Below are 16,594 nucleotides of genomic sequence, written 5' to 3'. Positions count from 1 at the left end.
TTTAAATGAGCAACAACCATAAATATAGACCAACTAACGTGATGAACAGTGTTGGTATAGTCAAAATGATCCCTACCTTGAAGTAATAGCCCCAGGAGATTTTTACTCCTTTCAAGGAAAGTACGTGAAGCCACAGTAACGTGGCAAGTGAACCGATCGGGGTGATTTTTGGTCCCAGGTCAGAACCGATGACATTGGCATAAATCAATGCTTCACGAATGGTACCGGAAGTATTCGTATCGGCAATCGCCAGTGCATCAATCATGACGGTCGGCATATTGTTCATTATCGAAGACAGGATAGCGGCGATGAAACCCATCGAAATAGTTGCCGCAAACAGGCCAGTATCTGCCGTCGCCTGGATGACATTAGCCAGGACATCTGTAAGCCCAACATTACGAAGTCCATAAACCACGACATACATACCGATTGAGAAGAAAACGATCGCCCATGGAGCCCCTTTGATGACTTTCGCAGTTTCAACTGCCGGGCTTCTTCGTGCCATGACCAGGAAGAAAATAGCAACGATCCCTGCAATGATAGAAACTGGAATACCAATGAATTCACTGGCAAAATATCCGACTAGCAAGACCGCTAATACTCCCCAGGAGAGCCGGAACATTTTATGATCCTTGATAGCATCCACCGGTTTTTTCAACTGGTTCATATCGTAATCTTCAGGAATATCTTTTCTAAAAAATAAGTACAGTACAAGGATACTTGCTCCTAATGAAAAAAAGTTAGGAATAATCATGCGTGAAGCATATTCAGCAAACCCGATATCAAAGAAATCTGCTGATACGATATTCACCAGGTTGCTGACAACTAACGGCAGCGAGGTGGTATCCGCAATAAAACCACTTGCCATGATAAAAGGCAGGATCATCGTTTCTTTAAAGTTCAAGTTACGCACCATTGCGAGAACAATCGGTGTCAATATCAACGCTGCACCATCATTTGCAAATAGAGCCGCAACAATCGCTCCAAGCAATGTCACGTAGACAAACATCCGAATTCCTTTACCTTTAGCAATCCGTGCCATATGAAGCGCTGACCATTCAAAAAAGCCGATTTCGTCTAAAATCAAGGATATGATAATGATAGCGATGAAAGCTAACGTAGCATTCCAGACGATTCCTGTCACCGTCACGACATCGTTAAAATCAACGACACCTGCAAGCAACGCAAGAATTGCTCCACCGATCGCTGTCCACCCGATGCCTAAACCTTTCGGCTGCCAGATGACAAGAATCAGGGTAATGATGAAGATGATGGTTGCTAATAATACAGAAGCCAAAAACAATTCCTCCTATTAATTACATTGAATCCGTTTGCCTGATTTCTCCAATGCTTCTAATTTTTCAGTTTGATCCGGTATATGTTCAAGTACTTCTGACACCAATGGATAAATATCATTCGTGTCATTCAATTTATAAAAAATCCAGTGCCCCCGTCTTTCCTCTTTTACTAATCCTGCATCCCGCAGTTTACGAAGATGTTGACTGATTGCCGGCTGACTCATTTGTAAAATCTCGACAAATTCGCACACACAGCACTCATTCGCCTTCAAAAGCCCAATGATTGTCAGTCGTGTTTTATCTCCAAGCAGCTTCAATACATTTGCCGCGCGCTCTATGTCTACCGTCGTTTTTTCCATTCGTCCACCTCCACATCAATAATCTTATAAGAATATGCTTATATATGCAATAGTGAATTTTTAAAAAGCAGCGTCCCAGACGCTGCTTCGTTTTAGTGGTGGTTCGGCTCAAACGTTTTACAGTCTGTTTCTTTGCTGTCTACAGCAGTACTTCCAGCATGGCTCACTACATATATTTCAGATGCACCACAACGGTTTCCTTCTTTATAATACACACAGTTATTTACTTCACACAACACATCTTGTGCCATTATTGTCACCTCCACTATTCATTATTCTGTACTTTTTTCCGCTCAGAATTCTCCCTGTGGAGATTGCCAAAAAAAATTAACCAGGCTGCTTTTAGCAACAGCCTGGTTATTGTTATTCTGCGTCCGGGAAGATACGATCTACCATTTCACCAAATTGGCGGAAGAAACCTTCTACTGGTTCTCCTCCGTCTACATTATTGGCATAGTTAGTAGTCAAGTCGACAAAATCAGGATTTGTAGAAACATACACATTATCGATATCTTCATTTTGGTTCTTGACAATATCGGCGATTTTCTTTTTCATTTCATCACTGACGTCTCCATCTTCGTTTCTGCCGACGTCCATTCCATTATCATTATTCCCATTGTCGCGCACACCATTGGCATTATTCATTTGATTGCCTAAATCATTGTTAGTACCGTTAGTATCATTGTTATTGCCATTTTTATCGCCTTTATCTTTACCATCTATGACTACCGCGACATAAGCATTATTACGTGTCGTCAATACATTGGCACGATCGACACCTTCTACTTGGTCTGTAATGGTCTTTGCTGCTTGATCAGCCACTTCATAATTCGTACTACGCATGTCACCTTTACCGCGATCATCGCCATCAGCCATCTCTTCTGCATCTCTTTCAAAACCTACATTTTCCGGTCCATTAATATTGTCGTTATTTTGTGCTCCTTCTTCTGGATCCGCCTGGCAGGCTACCAAAGCTGTTGTCGCAAGAAAGCTGAGAGCAATTGTTTTTATTTTCATTTTTACACTTCCTCCTTCTTTATGGTTAGAATGTAATCATTGTCGTTGATTATCCTTCCAAAAATGAGGAGGTTTATACACAGGATACCAAGAATAAAAACACAAATTTTCCATTAGAAAAACTTGGCTTGTCGCCTAGTACTTACGGCGAAACCCTGAGTATTTTTTATAATGTAATCTTTTAACAAAATGAAACTTTCTTTAAGTACAAAAAAATGAAGGCAATAAGCCTTCATCTAAAGTTAAGTTGTCAATGCCCACCACATATTCAAGAAAGCCATATATACGGTCAACAGTGCATTCACAAACATAAAAACAGGCGGCACTACCTTATATACACCTGCTATCCTTGTGTAGGCTAATCGAATGAATACAATGGAAGCGATAAAGAAAATATAATATGTAATAAATAAGAGCCAATAATTATTCATTGGTTCACTAAGCCCGATTTCATAACCGATAGCAAAAATAACCCATACACTCAAAAAGGATACATTAGCAATCGAAAACCATTGTTGTTCTCCAGATAAATATAGAATACCGAAAATTGCAGCACCCAATGCCAGAACCCCGATAACTTCAGTCAAGATGACCATTACACGCAAGGCAGTATCTGTCCCGGCTACTGTGAAGGTGAACAACATAAAGAGACCGAATGCTGCAATACTCCATACGTTGGATAAAAATAACTGTTCTTTTCTATCCGTCCCAATGAGTAGTTGTTTTGCTCTTTCCATTTCCATGTCTGACACCACTCCTCTCCAACATATTCAAAATGATTATACCATATTTTTCTTTATGTAAAGACGGCTGCCCCGGAGAAAATACCGGAGCACCCATCATTACTTATTATGAGTCTTTTTTGCTTTCGGACCTTTTTTTGAACGGTATTCTTTTCCTTTATTCTGGTCGCCGGAAGTGATTTCTTTTCCAAATTCTTCATTCATCTTTCCACCAGGCAATTTTCCTGTTCGTCGTGGTGAACTTTGGTTCTTACTTCCTTTACTGCCGTTATGACTGGTCATAGAAGTGCTCCTTTCAATGGATTACCCTTATTTTCTGTCGATAAACCTGTTTCATTCCGTCAAGTGTTGACATTTTTAGTACCAATCGACAGGAAGACTTAAACGTTTGACGGACATAATAAAAGTAACCCTTCGCTTTAGAAAGGGGCGACTCCATGTATTACTCTGACTATGACAAAGCGTTGTATTACACGCTTTGGGGACAATGGGATGACTTGTTGATTTTGATGGTGCGGACACAGGACCAATTTTTATCAAAGAAAATTGAAGTATTCCTGCACGCCTTCCATTATCGCTCAACCGAGCAGCAATTGCTTGAATCCCATGAAAGTTTACTTTCCTATATCGATCATGCCATGGATACCACAGCTCCGGCAATGATGGTTTAAAAAAAGCAGCCACTATGGCTGCTTTTCAAATTTTAATACATATTTAACCGGTTGACGTGAGCCAGTAGTTACGGCCTTGGATAAGTTTGCGACAGTGGATGCAGATGCAGCTCATCAATCAGCATGTGTTTAGGAACGCCAGCCATGTAAACGATCGATTCAGCGATATTTTCCACTTTCAGCCATTCTTCTTTTTCTGGAAGACCCTGTTTACTATTGGCAAAGTATGTGTCGACCATGCCTGGGTTGATCGTTCCGATCCGGATGCCATGCTCACGAACTTCCTGAGCGACTGCACCCATAAAGCCTTGAACGGCGTATTTCGTTGACGTATAAAGAGAACCCGGTATACCTGGATACATCCGATGCTACGGTGATGATGGTACCGAATTGATTTTTTTTCATGATGGGCAGAACCGCTTTTGTAGCGAGGAAAACACCCTGGACATTGATGGCGAATGTTTTATTCCATTCCTCCACGGTGACATCATCCACCTTTTTGAAAGCACCGATACCTGCATTATTAATAAGAATATCAACTTTCCCATAAGCATTCTTCGTAGCTTCAACTACACGTTCCACATCGTTCTCTTTGCTGATATCAGCGACAAAAGACTGGACGTTTAAATAACCTTCCTGCTTCAGCTCTTCCGCTGTATCGTGGATATCTTGCGAGCTTCCGAGTATCGCAAGTTTCACACCTTTCCCGGCTAATTGACGAGCGACTTCTTTCCCGATTCCACGGGAAGCCCCGGTAATGATTGCAACTTGGTCTTTCAACATTTTTATCTTCCTTTCTTACGTTCGTTCTGGTTTGACAATGGTGTCCAATTTATAATCCAATTCAAATAAATCTCTTCTCCGATCATGCAACTGCCGAACCGTCCCTGATTTACGCTGACGTCTTAAAATTTCAAGATCGACATCACCGACGACCACTGTTTCGACATTAGCGTTACATTCACCAATAATCCCGTCTCTTGCGAATTCAAAATCAGACGGGGTGAAAATGCCGGACTGGGCATACTGGATGTCCATGTTTTCCACCTGGGTGAGGTTGCCGACCGTACCAGCAATAACAGTGTAAACCTGGTTCTCAACCGCACGAGCCTGGGCACAATAGCGGACACGTAAGTATCCCTGACGATCATCGGTACAAAATGGAACGAAGATGATATTCGCCCCCTTATCGACGGCATAACGGGCAAGCTCTGGAAATTGGATGTCGTAGCAGATCTGAATAGCGATTTTACCACAATCGGTATCGAATACTTTGACAGCATCTCCAGGCTGGATGCCCCACCATTTACGCTCGTTTGGGGTAACATGGATTTTATATTGTTTTTCTATCGTACCATCTCTGCGGAACAAATAAGAGATATTATAGATATGATCGTCCTCTTCCACAAAATGAGAGCCACCGATGACATTGACGTTGTATTTTACTGCCAGATGGGTGAACAACTCAATATAATCTTCCGTGAATTCCGATAATCTGCGCACAGCTTTCGATGGAATTTTTTCTTCGAGAAATGACATTAGCTGTGTAGTGAATATTTCCGGGAAAACAGCAAAATCCGAGCCAAAATCAGCCGCGACATCCACGTAGTATTCACACTGTCTTGCAAATTCTTCAAACGAATCAATATTCTTCATCATGTATTGAATCACCATAATGCGGACAGGATAGCTTGTCTTGAAATGTCGCTTTGTCCTGGCCCGGTAATCGACATTGTTCCATTCCATCAACGTCGCGTACTTCGAAGACTGGGTATCATCCGGCAGGTAATTGGGATTAATCCGCATAATAGTAAATCCGTTCATTACCTGGAACGTCAAGACTGGATCGTAAATATTCTTGTTCAGAACTTCCTCCACATACTCCCGCGGTGTCAGCTCATGTTCATATTTGTGATAGTTGGGAATACGACCACCGATAATGATACTTTTCAAGTTCAATTGACGCGCCAGTTCTTTTCGTGCCTCATACAGACGCCGGCCAATTTTCATCCCGCGAAAATCCGGGTGAACCATCACTTCGATCCCGTATAAATTGTATCCTTCATCATCATGATTAGTGATGTAGCCCTCATCCGTGATGTCGTCCCAGGTATGCTTATCATCATATTCATCAAAATTGACAATCAGGCTGGAACAACTCCCGATGATGTAACCGTCATATTCGACAACAAATTGTCCTTCCGGGAAATACCGCAAATGACTTTCCAGGTGCTCGCGCTTCCACGGTTCCATATTTGGAAAACAGATGGCCTGTAATTTTAAAATAGCCTCAATATCTTTATCCTGGAGATTTCTGACCGCCAGTTTTTTCTCAAATTGAGATAAATCAAGTTTGGACATGCAATTTTATCCTTTCCTGGTAATCGTTTATCTTAAATATAGCTTATTAAAAAAATGAATCGCTTGTCTAGTTTTACCCTTTTCTAGGTTTCTCGTAACCGCTTCTTTAAATGTACAAATTTCACCAAATAAAATTTATAAAAGTGTACAAACTATGGATAAGGAGGCGATCTAAATGGCTGAACAAGTAGTGGCAGTAAGAAAAAATGGTGACGGAGATATCATTGAGTTGAAACTGTCTTCCGGCCAGGTTGTCGATTATAAGCAAGCCCAGCAGATGGCTGATAACGGAGAAATCGAGCATGTAAACACCTTCCAAGGCAGAGACGGGGATAAGCATTTACGCAGTGATGCAGACGGTGATCCGACGAACAACCTTGATAATTTACCGACATTTTAAATATAACAAAAGTGCAAGCGCCTTGCTCACCCCGACAAGCTTAAGACAATTCTCGACGTGACGGTTTTTATTTTGTACTTTAATTCAAACTAACTTTATTAAAGGTTCAAAGTATAAGAAAAACTAAGGCTTTCGCCATTAGGACGGCGATAAGCCAAGTTTTTCTAATCACAGAGAGGATGGACTTAAGACCTCGAGGGGGTAGGCGCTGACCGATGAAAACGCCACGTCCTCAAAAAGACTTTGTCTTTTTCTGCGAAGTACTTTCAATGAAGTAATTCTAGTGTCGCGAGATCGGCACTAACACTCCCTATGCGTCGAAGCTGGGTGCAGCCCGCTGTAAATGTTATCAACCATCATTGTTTTTGTACTATCAAAAAGAGCCTGCGCGAAGTCAGGCTCTTATTTATGCACCACGATTTTCTTGCCGGCGTGGACAATATTGGCAAGCTCCCTGCTATATTCATTTGTCGGTAAATGCTTCAATTCTGCCTTTCCCCCGTCAAAAACGATACTTCCTTCATCCATCAGCAGCAACCGTTTGCTCAACTGCTCCAGCTCATACCAATCGTGGCTGATATAAACCAGAGTCATACCAGAATCATTAAGCTTTTTCAGCCAATCGATGATTTCCACTTTGGCTGCCATATCAATACCCGCAGTTGGCTCATCCAGCAGGCAGATTTCCGGTTTGTGCAACAATCCGATGCATAAATGCAGCTTTCTCTTCCAGCCGCCGGATAAATCATCGGAACGCCGATCCATTACCTCATTCAAACGTAATACTTCCATCATATTTTTCACATGTACCTCGTCGATGGCTTGAGCACTCAGTTTACGCCAGGCGTTGATTTGTTCCTTAACCTTTAACCCTTCGAACAAGGAGATTTCCTGTGGGATATATCCGATACGTTTGCGGATTCTTTTAACCTGTGTGGAATAGGGTTTCTCTTCAAAGTACAACCCTCCTCCAGTCGGCTTTTCAATCGTTGCCAGCAACTTCAGGAAGGTTGTTTTTCCTGCACCATTTGGACCGGTAATACCTACCGATTCCCCGGACTTAATATCCCATGATAGTCCATGCAATATCAGCTTCTGTTTATAATGTTTTTCAAGTGCTTCTGTACGGATCACATGCACCCCTCCATCCAGCTTTAATCAAACAACCAACCGTGCGGAAGCCACTTTCCAATCCTAAAACCATCCAGGCTTTCTAAAGGAATGCCTCCTAAAAGAAACGAGGCCAGAATAATACTCGCACAGATACTAAAAAATAACCCGGAGCTTCTCAGTGTAATTGCCATCATGAACAAAAATACATGGACAATACTTATGATTACCATCAATTGCAGCATCCAGGGTGTCAGTAAACTCCAAGTTACATGAAAAACAGGTACCATCAGTGCAAATACAAACAAAGTGACACTTATCAATAAGGCGAACTGGATCAGCAACCAGGCGCCATAATAGTAATATACATGCCCGGTACTCAATCTTATCCGTTCCAATAAACCTGTTTTTTTGTCTTCGAACCATTGTCGATATAAGTAAGCGGTAACCCCCATTACATATAAAAGCAAGAAGGAAATCATTCCTTGTACTGATAATGGGAGGGCAGCACCACCCTGCTTTTCCACCCCTCTTTTCCACTTGAATTCCATTTGAAAAAGAGGTTCAGGTACCCAGTAACTATCTGCACGTTTGAACGTTCCTTCCCAGGCTTCCTCCCCTTGTCGATCAGCAACGAATTGGGCTGCTTTACTGTTGAGCATCACCCTGACCGCTTCGGATGCAATCTTTTCTTTCGCAAAAGCATCAAGGGTAGAAGCCTCTGATCGGATCCAGTTGATGATTTCACCTGTTTCTCCAGTTTTTAGTTGTTCCTCAAAACCAGCTTCGATAAGAAACACAGCCTCTACTTCTCCAGTTTGCACTTGTCTTCCCGCTTCTTCCTGGTTAAGAGGCTTTATGTTAAGACGTTCATTTTCTTGCAGACGATCATAAACCAGCTGAGAAAACTCCGAGTTATCCTGATCCACCCATGCTATGGGGATTTGAGTCCCCGATACAGTGACAGAGAGGATAGGATAAAGGCCCGTCACAATTACCAAGGGGAATAAAAATAGAAACAGCAGGCTTTTCCAACGTAGCATCATCCGGAAGAGTTGCAGTCTAAGCTGGGTAACCATAATGCTTCTCCACCTTCTGATTGATAAGCCCGCCTGTTATAAACAATGCAAGACCGAATCCAGCGGGTACGATCAGGAAGCCAGACGATGGCTGCTGCAGGCCTTGATAAATATGGGGCCAGGGTAAAAACATAGTAATGTCACTAAGCCATTGAGGCAGATAGCTGGCAGGAATTAAAATACCGCTTGCCATCAGCAACGGAAGCGCCAGTAGGACATACCACAATCCCGCTTGTCCTTTCCTGCTGTTTAAAGCAAGTAAAAAGGCTGCTAATGCTGCTTGAAGAAACGCATGAGTCAGCAACAGCAAATGAAAATCCCCCCCTTGAAGCGTCTCCTGGTCATAGATGCCATATGCTAAAAAGAAAGTTTCATTAGCAATAAACAGGAAAAAAGTGTACAAGACAACCTGGGTAATATGGATGTGACTTCTTCCTAGATTCATGGTACGCAGACGATCACTGACACCTCCATGTAAAATCGACTGCCTTGAAGTGATGAACAAGCCCAACGCCAGCCACGCACCAAGCATCCAAACAGCCATGGCCCCATGCCTTTCCCATCCAATCTTAGTCCCACGCTCCACAGTATTTGTATCGAATAAGTCATTTCGATCGAGTGCCTCCAGAGTGAATGTAACGATCACCTGCTGTAATAACTGCTGGCGGTTACTGGAATGATCCATTGGCTCGATAACAGAATCGTACACCGCGTTTACTCCACTTTGTGCGGCAGAAATGTAGCTAGCTGCACTGTCCAGCAATAATCGCAGGACACCTGATTCGATAGGCTGCTGGTCATCCAGCCATACTTCAATCGGGGTATTAGTACCGTTTCGCAAATCAGCAGTAAACCCTTCTGGAATGATTACAACACCTGTCCCATTGCCAGATTGCAGTTCCTGTTCAGCTTGGGGCATTTTCATCCCTTCAAATTCAAGCTGTTGGGCCAGTGTTTCATCATCCTGGAGTTGATTGATCAATGACTTTGTTTCAAAGGTCTGATCATGGTCGACTATCGAAACTACAATGTTTGCATTATCTTCTTCCACAAACCCGCTCAAGGCATAGCCAAGGAATCCAAGCAATAGAAAAGGTCCAAGTAAACAAACAAAAAGAAGGAGCGGCCGTCTGGCAGCCGCTCTGATTTCTAGTAATAGCAGCGAGATGCTTTGCACAACCGATCCTCCTATCTATCCGGAACAGTTACACCCTTAAAAGGCGCCAAGGCCTCCAAGGTTTCCGAACATATTTTGATAATAGCTTTGAAGATTCATTTGAACCTCCATCATAATTTCTTCCATTTCCTGATCCGAAGTTTCCATGACATTAACTGTGTCCCTATCGTCAAGTGAAGGGAATTGCAGGTCATTGGTGAATTCCGTATCTGTATCGATATGGAATTCCACCATCCCGCTTATTGAACCCGTCATCGGATCCTCCATAGCGAACTCAATGCCAAGATCCATCTTTTGATTCGCAGCAGACCCATCCACTTCTGTTTCAGTATTGAAATAACCACCGATTTCAGGAACAGGTCCTCCTGCAAACATTGCACCTTCCATCATCACATCGAACGTCATCTCTGTCGTATTGTCCTTTATCACAGAAGAAAGATTGGCTCCGATGGTGGAAGGTCCTCCTGCTTCTTCCAGCTTAAGAGAAATATTGTGATCGAAATGAAGTTCTTCTCCACTTTTCTTTCCTTTTTCTTCAAATGTAAATGACATGGCTTCTTCATCCGTAGAAGATACGACATTCATCTCCATCGTCGAGGTATAAGTATCCTCATTTTCCTCGGAATAACCCGTATGGATAGCAAATGCTGCTGTTTCATCTGCTTCTTTATGACTTACTTTGAAATTGATATCTCGATAAGCGACAACGTCTCCATCGAGGTAAGCTTCCAGCTTGAATCCATCAGGGAGCTCCAGGTTATCTACTTCTTTTTCCAACTCCTCGACAGAAGCCTTGCCATCCTCGATATTACCAGCAGCCATATTCATGTTCATCTGCGCCTCTACCATATCCCAAATACGATCATCATTCTTCAATTTTTCAAGCATGACTTTCAAGATCTCTTTCGTTTCGGCTTCAGACAGGGTAAGGGTCACTTTATCGAACTTGCTGCCTTCATAGGCTACCCCATTTTCCATCTTGAACTGTTCTTTATCCAATTCTTTAATTAAAGTAGTTACATAATCTTCTGCAATTTCATCCAATTCATCACGTGTCAGTGTCGCCGATTGGTAGTCAGCAAGGTTGGGCAGTTTTTCCATCCCAACAGTTACTTCCCCGTTTTTCCGTAAAAATTCCCCAAATTGGTCATTTGGCAAAGTGAAATAACTTTCATATAAAAATGGTACTTTCAACGCGGCATTCGTTTCATTTTGATATAACTCTGCATTTCCTAAGCTTTGTCCCTGCAATAAAAGATCAAATGCCAGGAACGTTTCCTTTGTGTCAGGATCCATCCTTTGTTCTGTCTCGATTTTCGAGGAGGACACCATTCCTTTAATCATCGGGAGCATGGCACCAAACGATTGCGCTCCATCCTCCAGGTTAAAATCAGCAGTAATAGTGGAGTTACTACGGAATCCATTCCCCATCATCTTCTCTTCCAATTGTTCCATCTGCTCTGACTGACTATCCATGAACGTCATCTGTTTTTCTATCGTATTCTGCTCAGCGGTCAAATAACGTGTCATCGGATTTTTGTTCTTCAGCATACCGAAAGCTGTCGCACCGATGCCAGCTACGATCACTACCGTTAAAACAATAAACACCCAGCTTTTGATACTGCCCTTTCCCCTGCCTGCACCATTTCTTCTTTGGTTGTAACTCATAGTTCTCCCCCTGATTCTGCTTATAATTTTTGTCACTATAGTCTTACGACCTCACCTGCTGAAAGTTTCATATAAGTGCTATATTTTACAAATAGATTCCAGTATATTAGTATACTATTTTCTCAGAATAATAGATATATGTAATTGCTTGTCCTCTATTATATTTATTCTGAAGTCCTGCCATACATGCAAAAAACCGTGAGACTCCAAGAGCACTCACGGCTGATAAATCACTTTTTATTATTTTTTTTCGCCTGTCCTGGCGGGTCGGCATTCTGCTTTTTCGAGCTTTTATCTTTTTTTTGCTGGCCAGGTATTTTGGTTTTACCGGAAGGATCGTCCTTTTTTTGTTTATCTGCACGCGAAGGAGAATAGTCCTTCTCCTTCTTTTTGTGACCAGGTGCTTGCTGCTTTTTCTCTTTCACCTTGTCCGGAGGACCATTCCCTTTCGATGGGGTTTCTTTTTTGTTGGATGATTTTTTATCCAGTCCTTTTCCCTTACCTGGGTGTTCGTCTTTCTTCTTTACGGGGGTTTCCTTTTGTTTTTCATGGCCGGGAGGTCCTGGATCTGTTACTTTTTCAATGTTAGATGCTTTATTTTTTGTCGTATCGTTTTCTTTCGTCTGTGATGGCTTGCGGTCTTGTTTCTTATTATAAAAAGATTGAATAACGTCCTTATCTTCCCCTTCAAGCTGCACTTGATCGGATGATTTATCGGTATTTGCCGAGGTGGGATCAAACAATGTTTCAGCCATATATCGATTCACCGATTGTTTGTTTTCTTTCGCCTTATCTCTGAGCGTTTCAGGAACGACGAAAGCTGCTACAGTCAAAGTTGCCGCGTGTTTGCTCACATACGTTTCAATTTCATCGGTAAAATCACTTGCAATGCCCTCTTTCAAATAACTAACACCCACTAGTACACTATCAAGATCATTCATCAGTCCTTTTTGCTCACTGAATTCAATGATTTGCAGGATGACATCTCCTGCTGCTTGATGCTTCCAATCTGAAAGATCTTCAAGAAGCTCTCTGGCTTCGTCGTTATGGGGGGTTATATCCAGTACTTCCCGGTCCTCATTGATTTCCAATTCAATGCTTGGATTAATGTCGACATTGACATAAGCATAAGCCTGGTTGCTGTCATACCATGAATAAAGCGGAAATAACGCTATCAGCAATGCTGTTGCTATGGCAATGATTCTTAATTGTGCCTGCTGCTTTCTCCACTGGAATAGCGCTGCTAACCCAGTATTCTCCGGTAAAAGTTCGAAACTGGTCTCCATTCCAACTTCTACATCGTTCAGTGGTTTTGCTTTAAGAAGGGTACCGAATTCGGTAAGTACGATGGTATAGCCACGGTGGTGTTCCATGACAATCCCTTTTCTCACAACCCCACCCCCTTAATATAGTCTTGGAGGTACACATATTCTTCACTCAAGATGATGACCATCGCTAAAATGAATTTACGATTCCGTTCCAGCGTTTTTTTACTGACATCAACACGATCGACAAGATCCTTGATTGGCAGTCTGCCTTTTTTCAATACTTTCTCCCTCAATGCCTCATCTTCATATATCAGCCTCGCTACCCGTATTGCTGACTCACGGGCGTCGCGATGCTGGGGTGAAACATCGGTAAGTTCCTTGAAAGAAAGCTTGTACTGCTTCAATTTAATTTGGAAATCTTTGATTTCTTCTCGTCTATACCATGCCTCTGTCTGACGTTCATATTGCTCTTTAGCCGCTGTGATTTCGGATGGGTTCTCCATCTGTTCATCATTTTCATAGTCCTCATCGAGGGAAGCAGCCATCAAATGGCGCTGCTCATTCCGGATGAAATCGATCACCTTACGCTTGATGACCAGCCGCGCAAAGGATAGGAACGAGCTTCCTCGGGAGGAGGAAAAGGAATCAATCGCTTCATTGAATGCCATTAAGCCGATACTGAATTCATCATCTCTGTTTTGGTCAATGTACCGTTTACATACTTCAGAAACATTTTTGGCGATAAAAGGTTGATATTGCTTCAATAGGTGATTACGAATTTCTTCGTCTCCCGCTTGTGCTAATGTTACTTGCTCATTAAGGGAGGTGTCAGTTTTCTTATAAAACAGACTCCTGATCAACCTTTACCACCTCCAGCTATTAAGTAATTTCGAGAAAGTCTTTCATTTTATGGGTGTAATTATTAAAAAACTTTTCATTTATGTTACAAATATGTTTCAACCAACCTTATTTCTGAAGTATAACCTAACTATATTAAGGGACCTATGATTTTATTTATATTCAACGTGACTATCTTATCGAATTATAGAATCAGTATCTAGCACAGGCTGTTTACATTTTATTAAATGATGATTTCAAAAGATAGTACCTATTACCTCTGGACAGGTATCAGGTAAGAAAAAAGCCCTACCAAACGGCAGGGCTTTTTGCAAATATTCCCATTACTTCCAATAAGGTTCTTTGCGATATTTTTCATAAATCTTTTCCTCGAGCTCTTTTGTTACTTCCCGGTCTTTTTCATAATTAGGGCCTTCTTCGATGGATTCCAGTTTTAAATCAATATAGAAATCTTTGTCCACCCAATCTATAGACTGCAGCCAGTCCGGGGAAATTAATACTCTTACATTTGTTGACCACTCACTGGTATCAACAATGAAATATCTGATTCTCCAAGTCTCATCATCAATGAGTATATCTTTGATATAACCGATTTTACCATTATCCCCATGCACAACCCCATGTTGGAACTCACCTTTAATGTTTTCGATACTTCGTAGTTTATGGTTGCTGCCATGGACGTTATCATTGATCGGCGGCTCTTCTGTACCTGCTGGCTCAGCGGTTCTTACTGGCTCCTCCATAGGATCAAGCGGCGTAAGGTATCCGCCCCAGAGAAACTCTCCACTCCAATATTGTTTCCACCCAAAGGTATCCGATAATTCAACTTCCTTATCATAGGAAAATTCTTGCTTTTCCTCAAGGGTTGCATTATCTCTGATGTCCTCTTTCTTATTCTTAACGTGAATGACTTTTTCTTCTGTGTTTATCATCTCCACCCCAGATGGGGAAACGACCACTTTTTTTCCTGGCAGCCACTTTCTTGTGTCAGCCACTAAATAGCGAATCGTCCATTTATTATCATCAAAATATAAGTCTTTCACCTTCCCGAGCTCTCCATCTACAGCCTGGATATTATAGTTTTCTAACGCGCTTGCAAGGTATAGCATGTATAATCACTCCTTTAGTCAGACTGCTTGTTTACAAGTATTTTCCCGTAACAGAAAAGAGTGAAACTAAAAGCTGGTAAGTTTTCAGCTTTGGTTTATCTGTATTAAAGAACAGGTATAATCACAGTAGGAAAGCTGACGAAAGGAGGGAAAAAGTTGAAAGCTGTACTCTTGAATACAACATTGAAACGAGGAACAGTCGCAAGTGAAACAGAACAGCTGCTTCACGAGACAACCAAAATATTGCAAAAAGAACAGATCGATACCAACCGAATCCACTTAAGAGATTTCCATATTTCTTTCGGAATTACCGACCGCCTAGACGGTGATGACGATTGGCCATTTATCTTTAATAAAATCAAAGAAGCTGACATTATGATTATCGGCACCCCGATTTCTATGGGGGAAAAAAGCAGTATCGCCAGTTTGATATTGGAACGTCTTCAAGGTTATCAAGAGTTAAAAAACCAAAAGGGACAATCCCTTTTTTATAATAAAGTCGGTGGAGTGGTAGTAGCTGGCGCCAAAGAGGACGGAGGACGGACTGCTGCCCAGTCAATATTCTACCAGCTCACTATGTTAGGGTTTGCTATCCCCCCTCACGCACACGCCACGTATGAAGGGAGAATAGATTCCCATCAAGAGGAAGCAGTGGATATATCAAGAGATGATAAAGCACTGAACAATATTGAAAGAATGACGTATAATTTGGTTCATTTTGCTGAACTTTTCAAGTTTCATCCCATTCCTACCCTTGGAAACGTGCTGGATTCGTAATATTATAACTCTTCCCTTTTCAATAAAAAACGCCCTCGGGCTGATAGATGTAATCAAGTCGAGTATAAAGCCACAAAGGATTTATACTCGATTTTTTGATGTCATAGTATGAATAATTTCAAAAAATGAAGTACTTATTCAACTAAATGGCCGAAAAGTCGAAGACTTGATTTCGAGATAATATTGGAGTTTAGGGGCTCCGGGAAACAGTTCGCTTTCCGTGAGCGTGTGCTGAGTCTCCTCAGGCTTCGCCTTGCGGGGCCTCAGCTATCACTCAACTCCCACAGGACTTTGAATTTTCTCCTTGACTTAACCCACGCGCGAAGGAAATGCGTAGCATTTTCGAGGAGTCTCACCGTTTCCCTACGCTCCTTGTCATAGGAAGTTATCGAAATCTCATTTGTGGAAACCGCTCATGATGATAGAAAGAAGACTTTGGCACCTTCATTTCCTTTGTAAATGCGTCAAGTTGAGGTTTCAGGTACATTCTTTCTCCTATTGAAGGGTCCGTTTAATACAAAACTGGTTGGATGGGCAGGGAAACGGCGAGACTCCCTCCGGAAATGTTGATACACCAAGGGTTATAAATCGTTTTTAACACTTTAAATTTTTTTATTTTACATTCATCAATCAAGTTATTCCTTTTATTCAAATTTAAGGTAAATAAAGGGACGCGTTGCGTTTCCTAACTGTATTAGG

Annotated in this window: 17 protein-coding genes and 1 pseudogene; 3 read left to right on the top strand and 15 right to left on the bottom strand. The window is 41.9% G+C overall.

Annotation, left to right across the window (positions count from 1 at the left end):
* Window position 1: 1 nt before the first annotated feature.
* From BLV00_RS21100 to BLV00_RS21075, 6 genes are all read right to left on the bottom strand, one after another.
* Window positions 2-1,297 carry an arsenic transporter gene (locus BLV00_RS21100; RefSeq protein ID WP_093046884.1) on the bottom strand — a complete coding sequence of 432 codons (1,296 nt, stop codon included), beginning with the start codon at window positions 1,295-1,297 and terminating at the stop codon, window positions 2-4.
* A gap of 15 nt (window positions 1,298-1,312) precedes the next feature.
* A complete protein-coding gene (locus tag BLV00_RS21095; protein ID WP_093046883.1) occupies window positions 1,313-1,657 on the bottom strand; it encodes an ArsR/SmtB family transcription factor in 345 nt (114 codons plus the stop codon).
* A 92-nt stretch (window positions 1,658-1,749) separates the two neighbouring features.
* On the bottom strand, window positions 1,750-1,908 hold the full coding sequence (locus tag BLV00_RS21090; protein WP_093046882.1) for a DUF1540 domain-containing protein: 159 nt from the start codon (window positions 1,906-1,908) through the stop codon (window positions 1,750-1,752).
* A gap of 112 nt (window positions 1,909-2,020) precedes the next feature.
* A complete protein-coding gene (locus tag BLV00_RS21085) occupies window positions 2,021-2,674 on the bottom strand; it encodes a YhcN/YlaJ family sporulation lipoprotein (protein ID WP_093046881.1) in 654 nt (217 codons plus the stop codon).
* 242 nt (window positions 2,675-2,916) lie between these two features.
* Entirely contained in the window at window positions 2,917-3,417 is a 501-nt protein-coding gene (locus BLV00_RS21080; RefSeq protein ID WP_093046880.1) for a hypothetical protein, read from the bottom strand.
* A 99-nt stretch (window positions 3,418-3,516) separates the two neighbouring features.
* A complete protein-coding gene (locus tag BLV00_RS21075) occupies window positions 3,517-3,699 on the bottom strand; it encodes a hypothetical protein (protein WP_028781890.1) in 183 nt (60 codons plus the stop codon).
* Window positions 3,700-3,854: 155 nt separating this feature from the next.
* Here BLV00_RS21075 and BLV00_RS21070 point away from each other — a divergent pair, with 155 nt between their 5' ends.
* A complete protein-coding gene (locus tag BLV00_RS21070; protein WP_093046879.1) occupies window positions 3,855-4,088 on the top strand; it encodes a YhdB family protein in 234 nt (77 codons plus the stop codon).
* A 68-nt stretch (window positions 4,089-4,156) separates the two neighbouring features.
* Here the strand turns inward: BLV00_RS21070 and BLV00_RS21065 are convergent.
* Together BLV00_RS21065 and BLV00_RS21060 are read right to left on the bottom strand one after the other, a co-directional pair.
* Window positions 4,157-4,871 (bottom strand): annotated as a pseudogene (locus BLV00_RS21065) (SDR family oxidoreductase).
* Between the two features lie 15 nt (window positions 4,872-4,886).
* Complete coding sequence (locus BLV00_RS21060) at window positions 4,887-6,449, bottom strand: bifunctional GNAT family N-acetyltransferase/carbon-nitrogen hydrolase family protein (protein WP_093046878.1); 1,563 nt, start codon at window positions 6,447-6,449, stop codon at window positions 4,887-4,889.
* A gap of 175 nt (window positions 6,450-6,624) precedes the next feature.
* On the opposite strand from BLV00_RS21060, the gene BLV00_RS21055 reads away from it, so the two are divergent.
* Entirely contained in the window at window positions 6,625-6,849 is a 225-nt protein-coding gene (locus BLV00_RS21055) for a DUF3892 domain-containing protein (RefSeq protein WP_093046877.1), read from the top strand.
* Window positions 6,850-7,251: 402 nt separating this feature from the next.
* Here the strand turns inward: BLV00_RS21055 and BLV00_RS21050 are convergent, their stop codons facing one another.
* From BLV00_RS21050 to BLV00_RS21020, 7 genes are all read right to left on the bottom strand, one after another.
* The gene (locus tag BLV00_RS21050) at window positions 7,252-7,983 is read right to left on the bottom strand and encodes an ABC transporter ATP-binding protein (RefSeq protein ID WP_176791777.1); all 732 of its coding nucleotides are present in this window, start codon (window positions 7,981-7,983) and stop codon (window positions 7,252-7,254) included.
* Between the two features lie 20 nt (window positions 7,984-8,003).
* Window positions 8,004-9,002 carry an ABC transporter permease gene (locus BLV00_RS21045; protein WP_245729037.1) on the bottom strand — a complete coding sequence of 333 codons (999 nt, stop codon included), beginning with the start codon at window positions 9,000-9,002 and terminating at the stop codon, window positions 8,004-8,006.
* 19 nt (window positions 9,003-9,021) lie between these two features.
* Window positions 9,022-10,215, bottom strand: coding sequence for an ABC transporter permease (locus BLV00_RS21040; protein WP_176791774.1), 1,194 nt, complete (start codon window positions 10,213-10,215; stop codon window positions 9,022-9,024).
* A 36-nt stretch (window positions 10,216-10,251) separates the two neighbouring features.
* The gene (locus BLV00_RS21035; RefSeq protein WP_093046873.1) at window positions 10,252-11,883 is read right to left on the bottom strand and encodes a DUF6583 family protein; all 1,632 of its coding nucleotides are present in this window, start codon (window positions 11,881-11,883) and stop codon (window positions 10,252-10,254) included.
* A gap of 230 nt (window positions 11,884-12,113) precedes the next feature.
* The gene (locus BLV00_RS21030) at window positions 12,114-13,274 is read right to left on the bottom strand and encodes an anti-sigma-I factor RsgI family protein (RefSeq protein ID WP_093046872.1); all 1,161 of its coding nucleotides are present in this window, start codon (window positions 13,272-13,274) and stop codon (window positions 12,114-12,116) included.
* Window positions 13,271-14,011 carry an RNA polymerase sigma factor SigI gene (gene sigI, locus BLV00_RS21025; RefSeq protein WP_093046871.1) on the bottom strand — a complete coding sequence of 247 codons (741 nt, stop codon included), beginning with the start codon at window positions 14,009-14,011 and terminating at the stop codon, window positions 13,271-13,273. The genes BLV00_RS21030 and sigI overlap by 4 nt, the downstream gene beginning before the upstream one ends.
* Window positions 14,012-14,332: 321 nt before the next feature.
* A complete protein-coding gene (locus BLV00_RS21020; protein WP_093046870.1) occupies window positions 14,333-15,118 on the bottom strand; it encodes a PRC-barrel domain-containing protein in 786 nt (261 codons plus the stop codon).
* A gap of 156 nt (window positions 15,119-15,274) precedes the next feature.
* Between BLV00_RS21020 and BLV00_RS21015 the strand changes: the two genes are divergently transcribed.
* On the top strand, window positions 15,275-15,895 hold the full coding sequence (locus BLV00_RS21015; RefSeq protein ID WP_093046869.1) for a flavodoxin family protein: 621 nt from the start codon (window positions 15,275-15,277) through the stop codon (window positions 15,893-15,895).
* The last annotated feature ends 699 nt before the right edge of the window (window positions 15,896-16,594 follow it).

The sequence above is a fragment of the Thalassobacillus cyri genome (genome assembly GCF_900107755.1).
Taxonomy (GTDB): Bacteria; Bacillota; Bacilli; order Bacillales; family Halobacillaceae; genus Thalassobacillus; species Thalassobacillus cyri.
Note: the sequence above shows the minus strand (reverse complement) of the source record. Positions and strands in the feature narration are given on the sequence as shown.

Bases quoted from the DNA above. Each gene is read 5' to 3' on its own strand.
- BLV00_RS21095 (WP_093046883.1), bottom strand. From the start codon at position 1,657: ATGGAAAAAACGACGGTAGACATAGAGCGCGCGGCAAATGTATTGAAG.
- BLV00_RS21090 (WP_093046882.1), bottom strand. From the start codon at position 1,908: ATGGCACAAGATGTGTTGTGTGAAGTAAATAACTGTGTGTATTATAAA.
- BLV00_RS21085 (WP_093046881.1), bottom strand. From the start codon at position 2,674: ATGAAAATAAAAACAATTGCTCTCAGCTTTCTTGCGACAACAGCTTTG.
- BLV00_RS21080 (WP_093046880.1), bottom strand. From the start codon at position 3,417: ATGGAAATGGAAAGAGCAAAACAACTACTCATTGGGACGGATAGAAAA.
- BLV00_RS21075 (WP_028781890.1), bottom strand. From the start codon at position 3,699: ATGACCAGTCATAACGGCAGTAAAGGAAGTAAGAACCAAAGTTCACCA.
- BLV00_RS21070 (WP_093046879.1), top strand. From the start codon at position 3,855: ATGTATTACTCTGACTATGACAAAGCGTTGTATTACACGCTTTGGGGA.
- BLV00_RS21060 (WP_093046878.1), bottom strand. From the start codon at position 6,449: ATGTCCAAACTTGATTTATCTCAATTTGAGAAAAAACTGGCGGTCAGA.
- BLV00_RS21055 (WP_093046877.1), top strand. From the start codon at position 6,625: ATGGCTGAACAAGTAGTGGCAGTAAGAAAAAATGGTGACGGAGATATC.
- BLV00_RS21045 (WP_245729037.1), bottom strand. From the start codon at position 9,002: ATGCTACGTTGGAAAAGCCTGCTGTTTCTATTTTTATTCCCCTTGGTA.
- BLV00_RS21035 (WP_093046873.1), bottom strand. From the start codon at position 11,883: ATGAGTTACAACCAAAGAAGAAATGGTGCAGGCAGGGGAAAGGGCAGT.
- BLV00_RS21020 (WP_093046870.1), bottom strand. From the start codon at position 15,118: ATGCTATACCTTGCAAGCGCGTTAGAAAACTATAATATCCAGGCTGTA.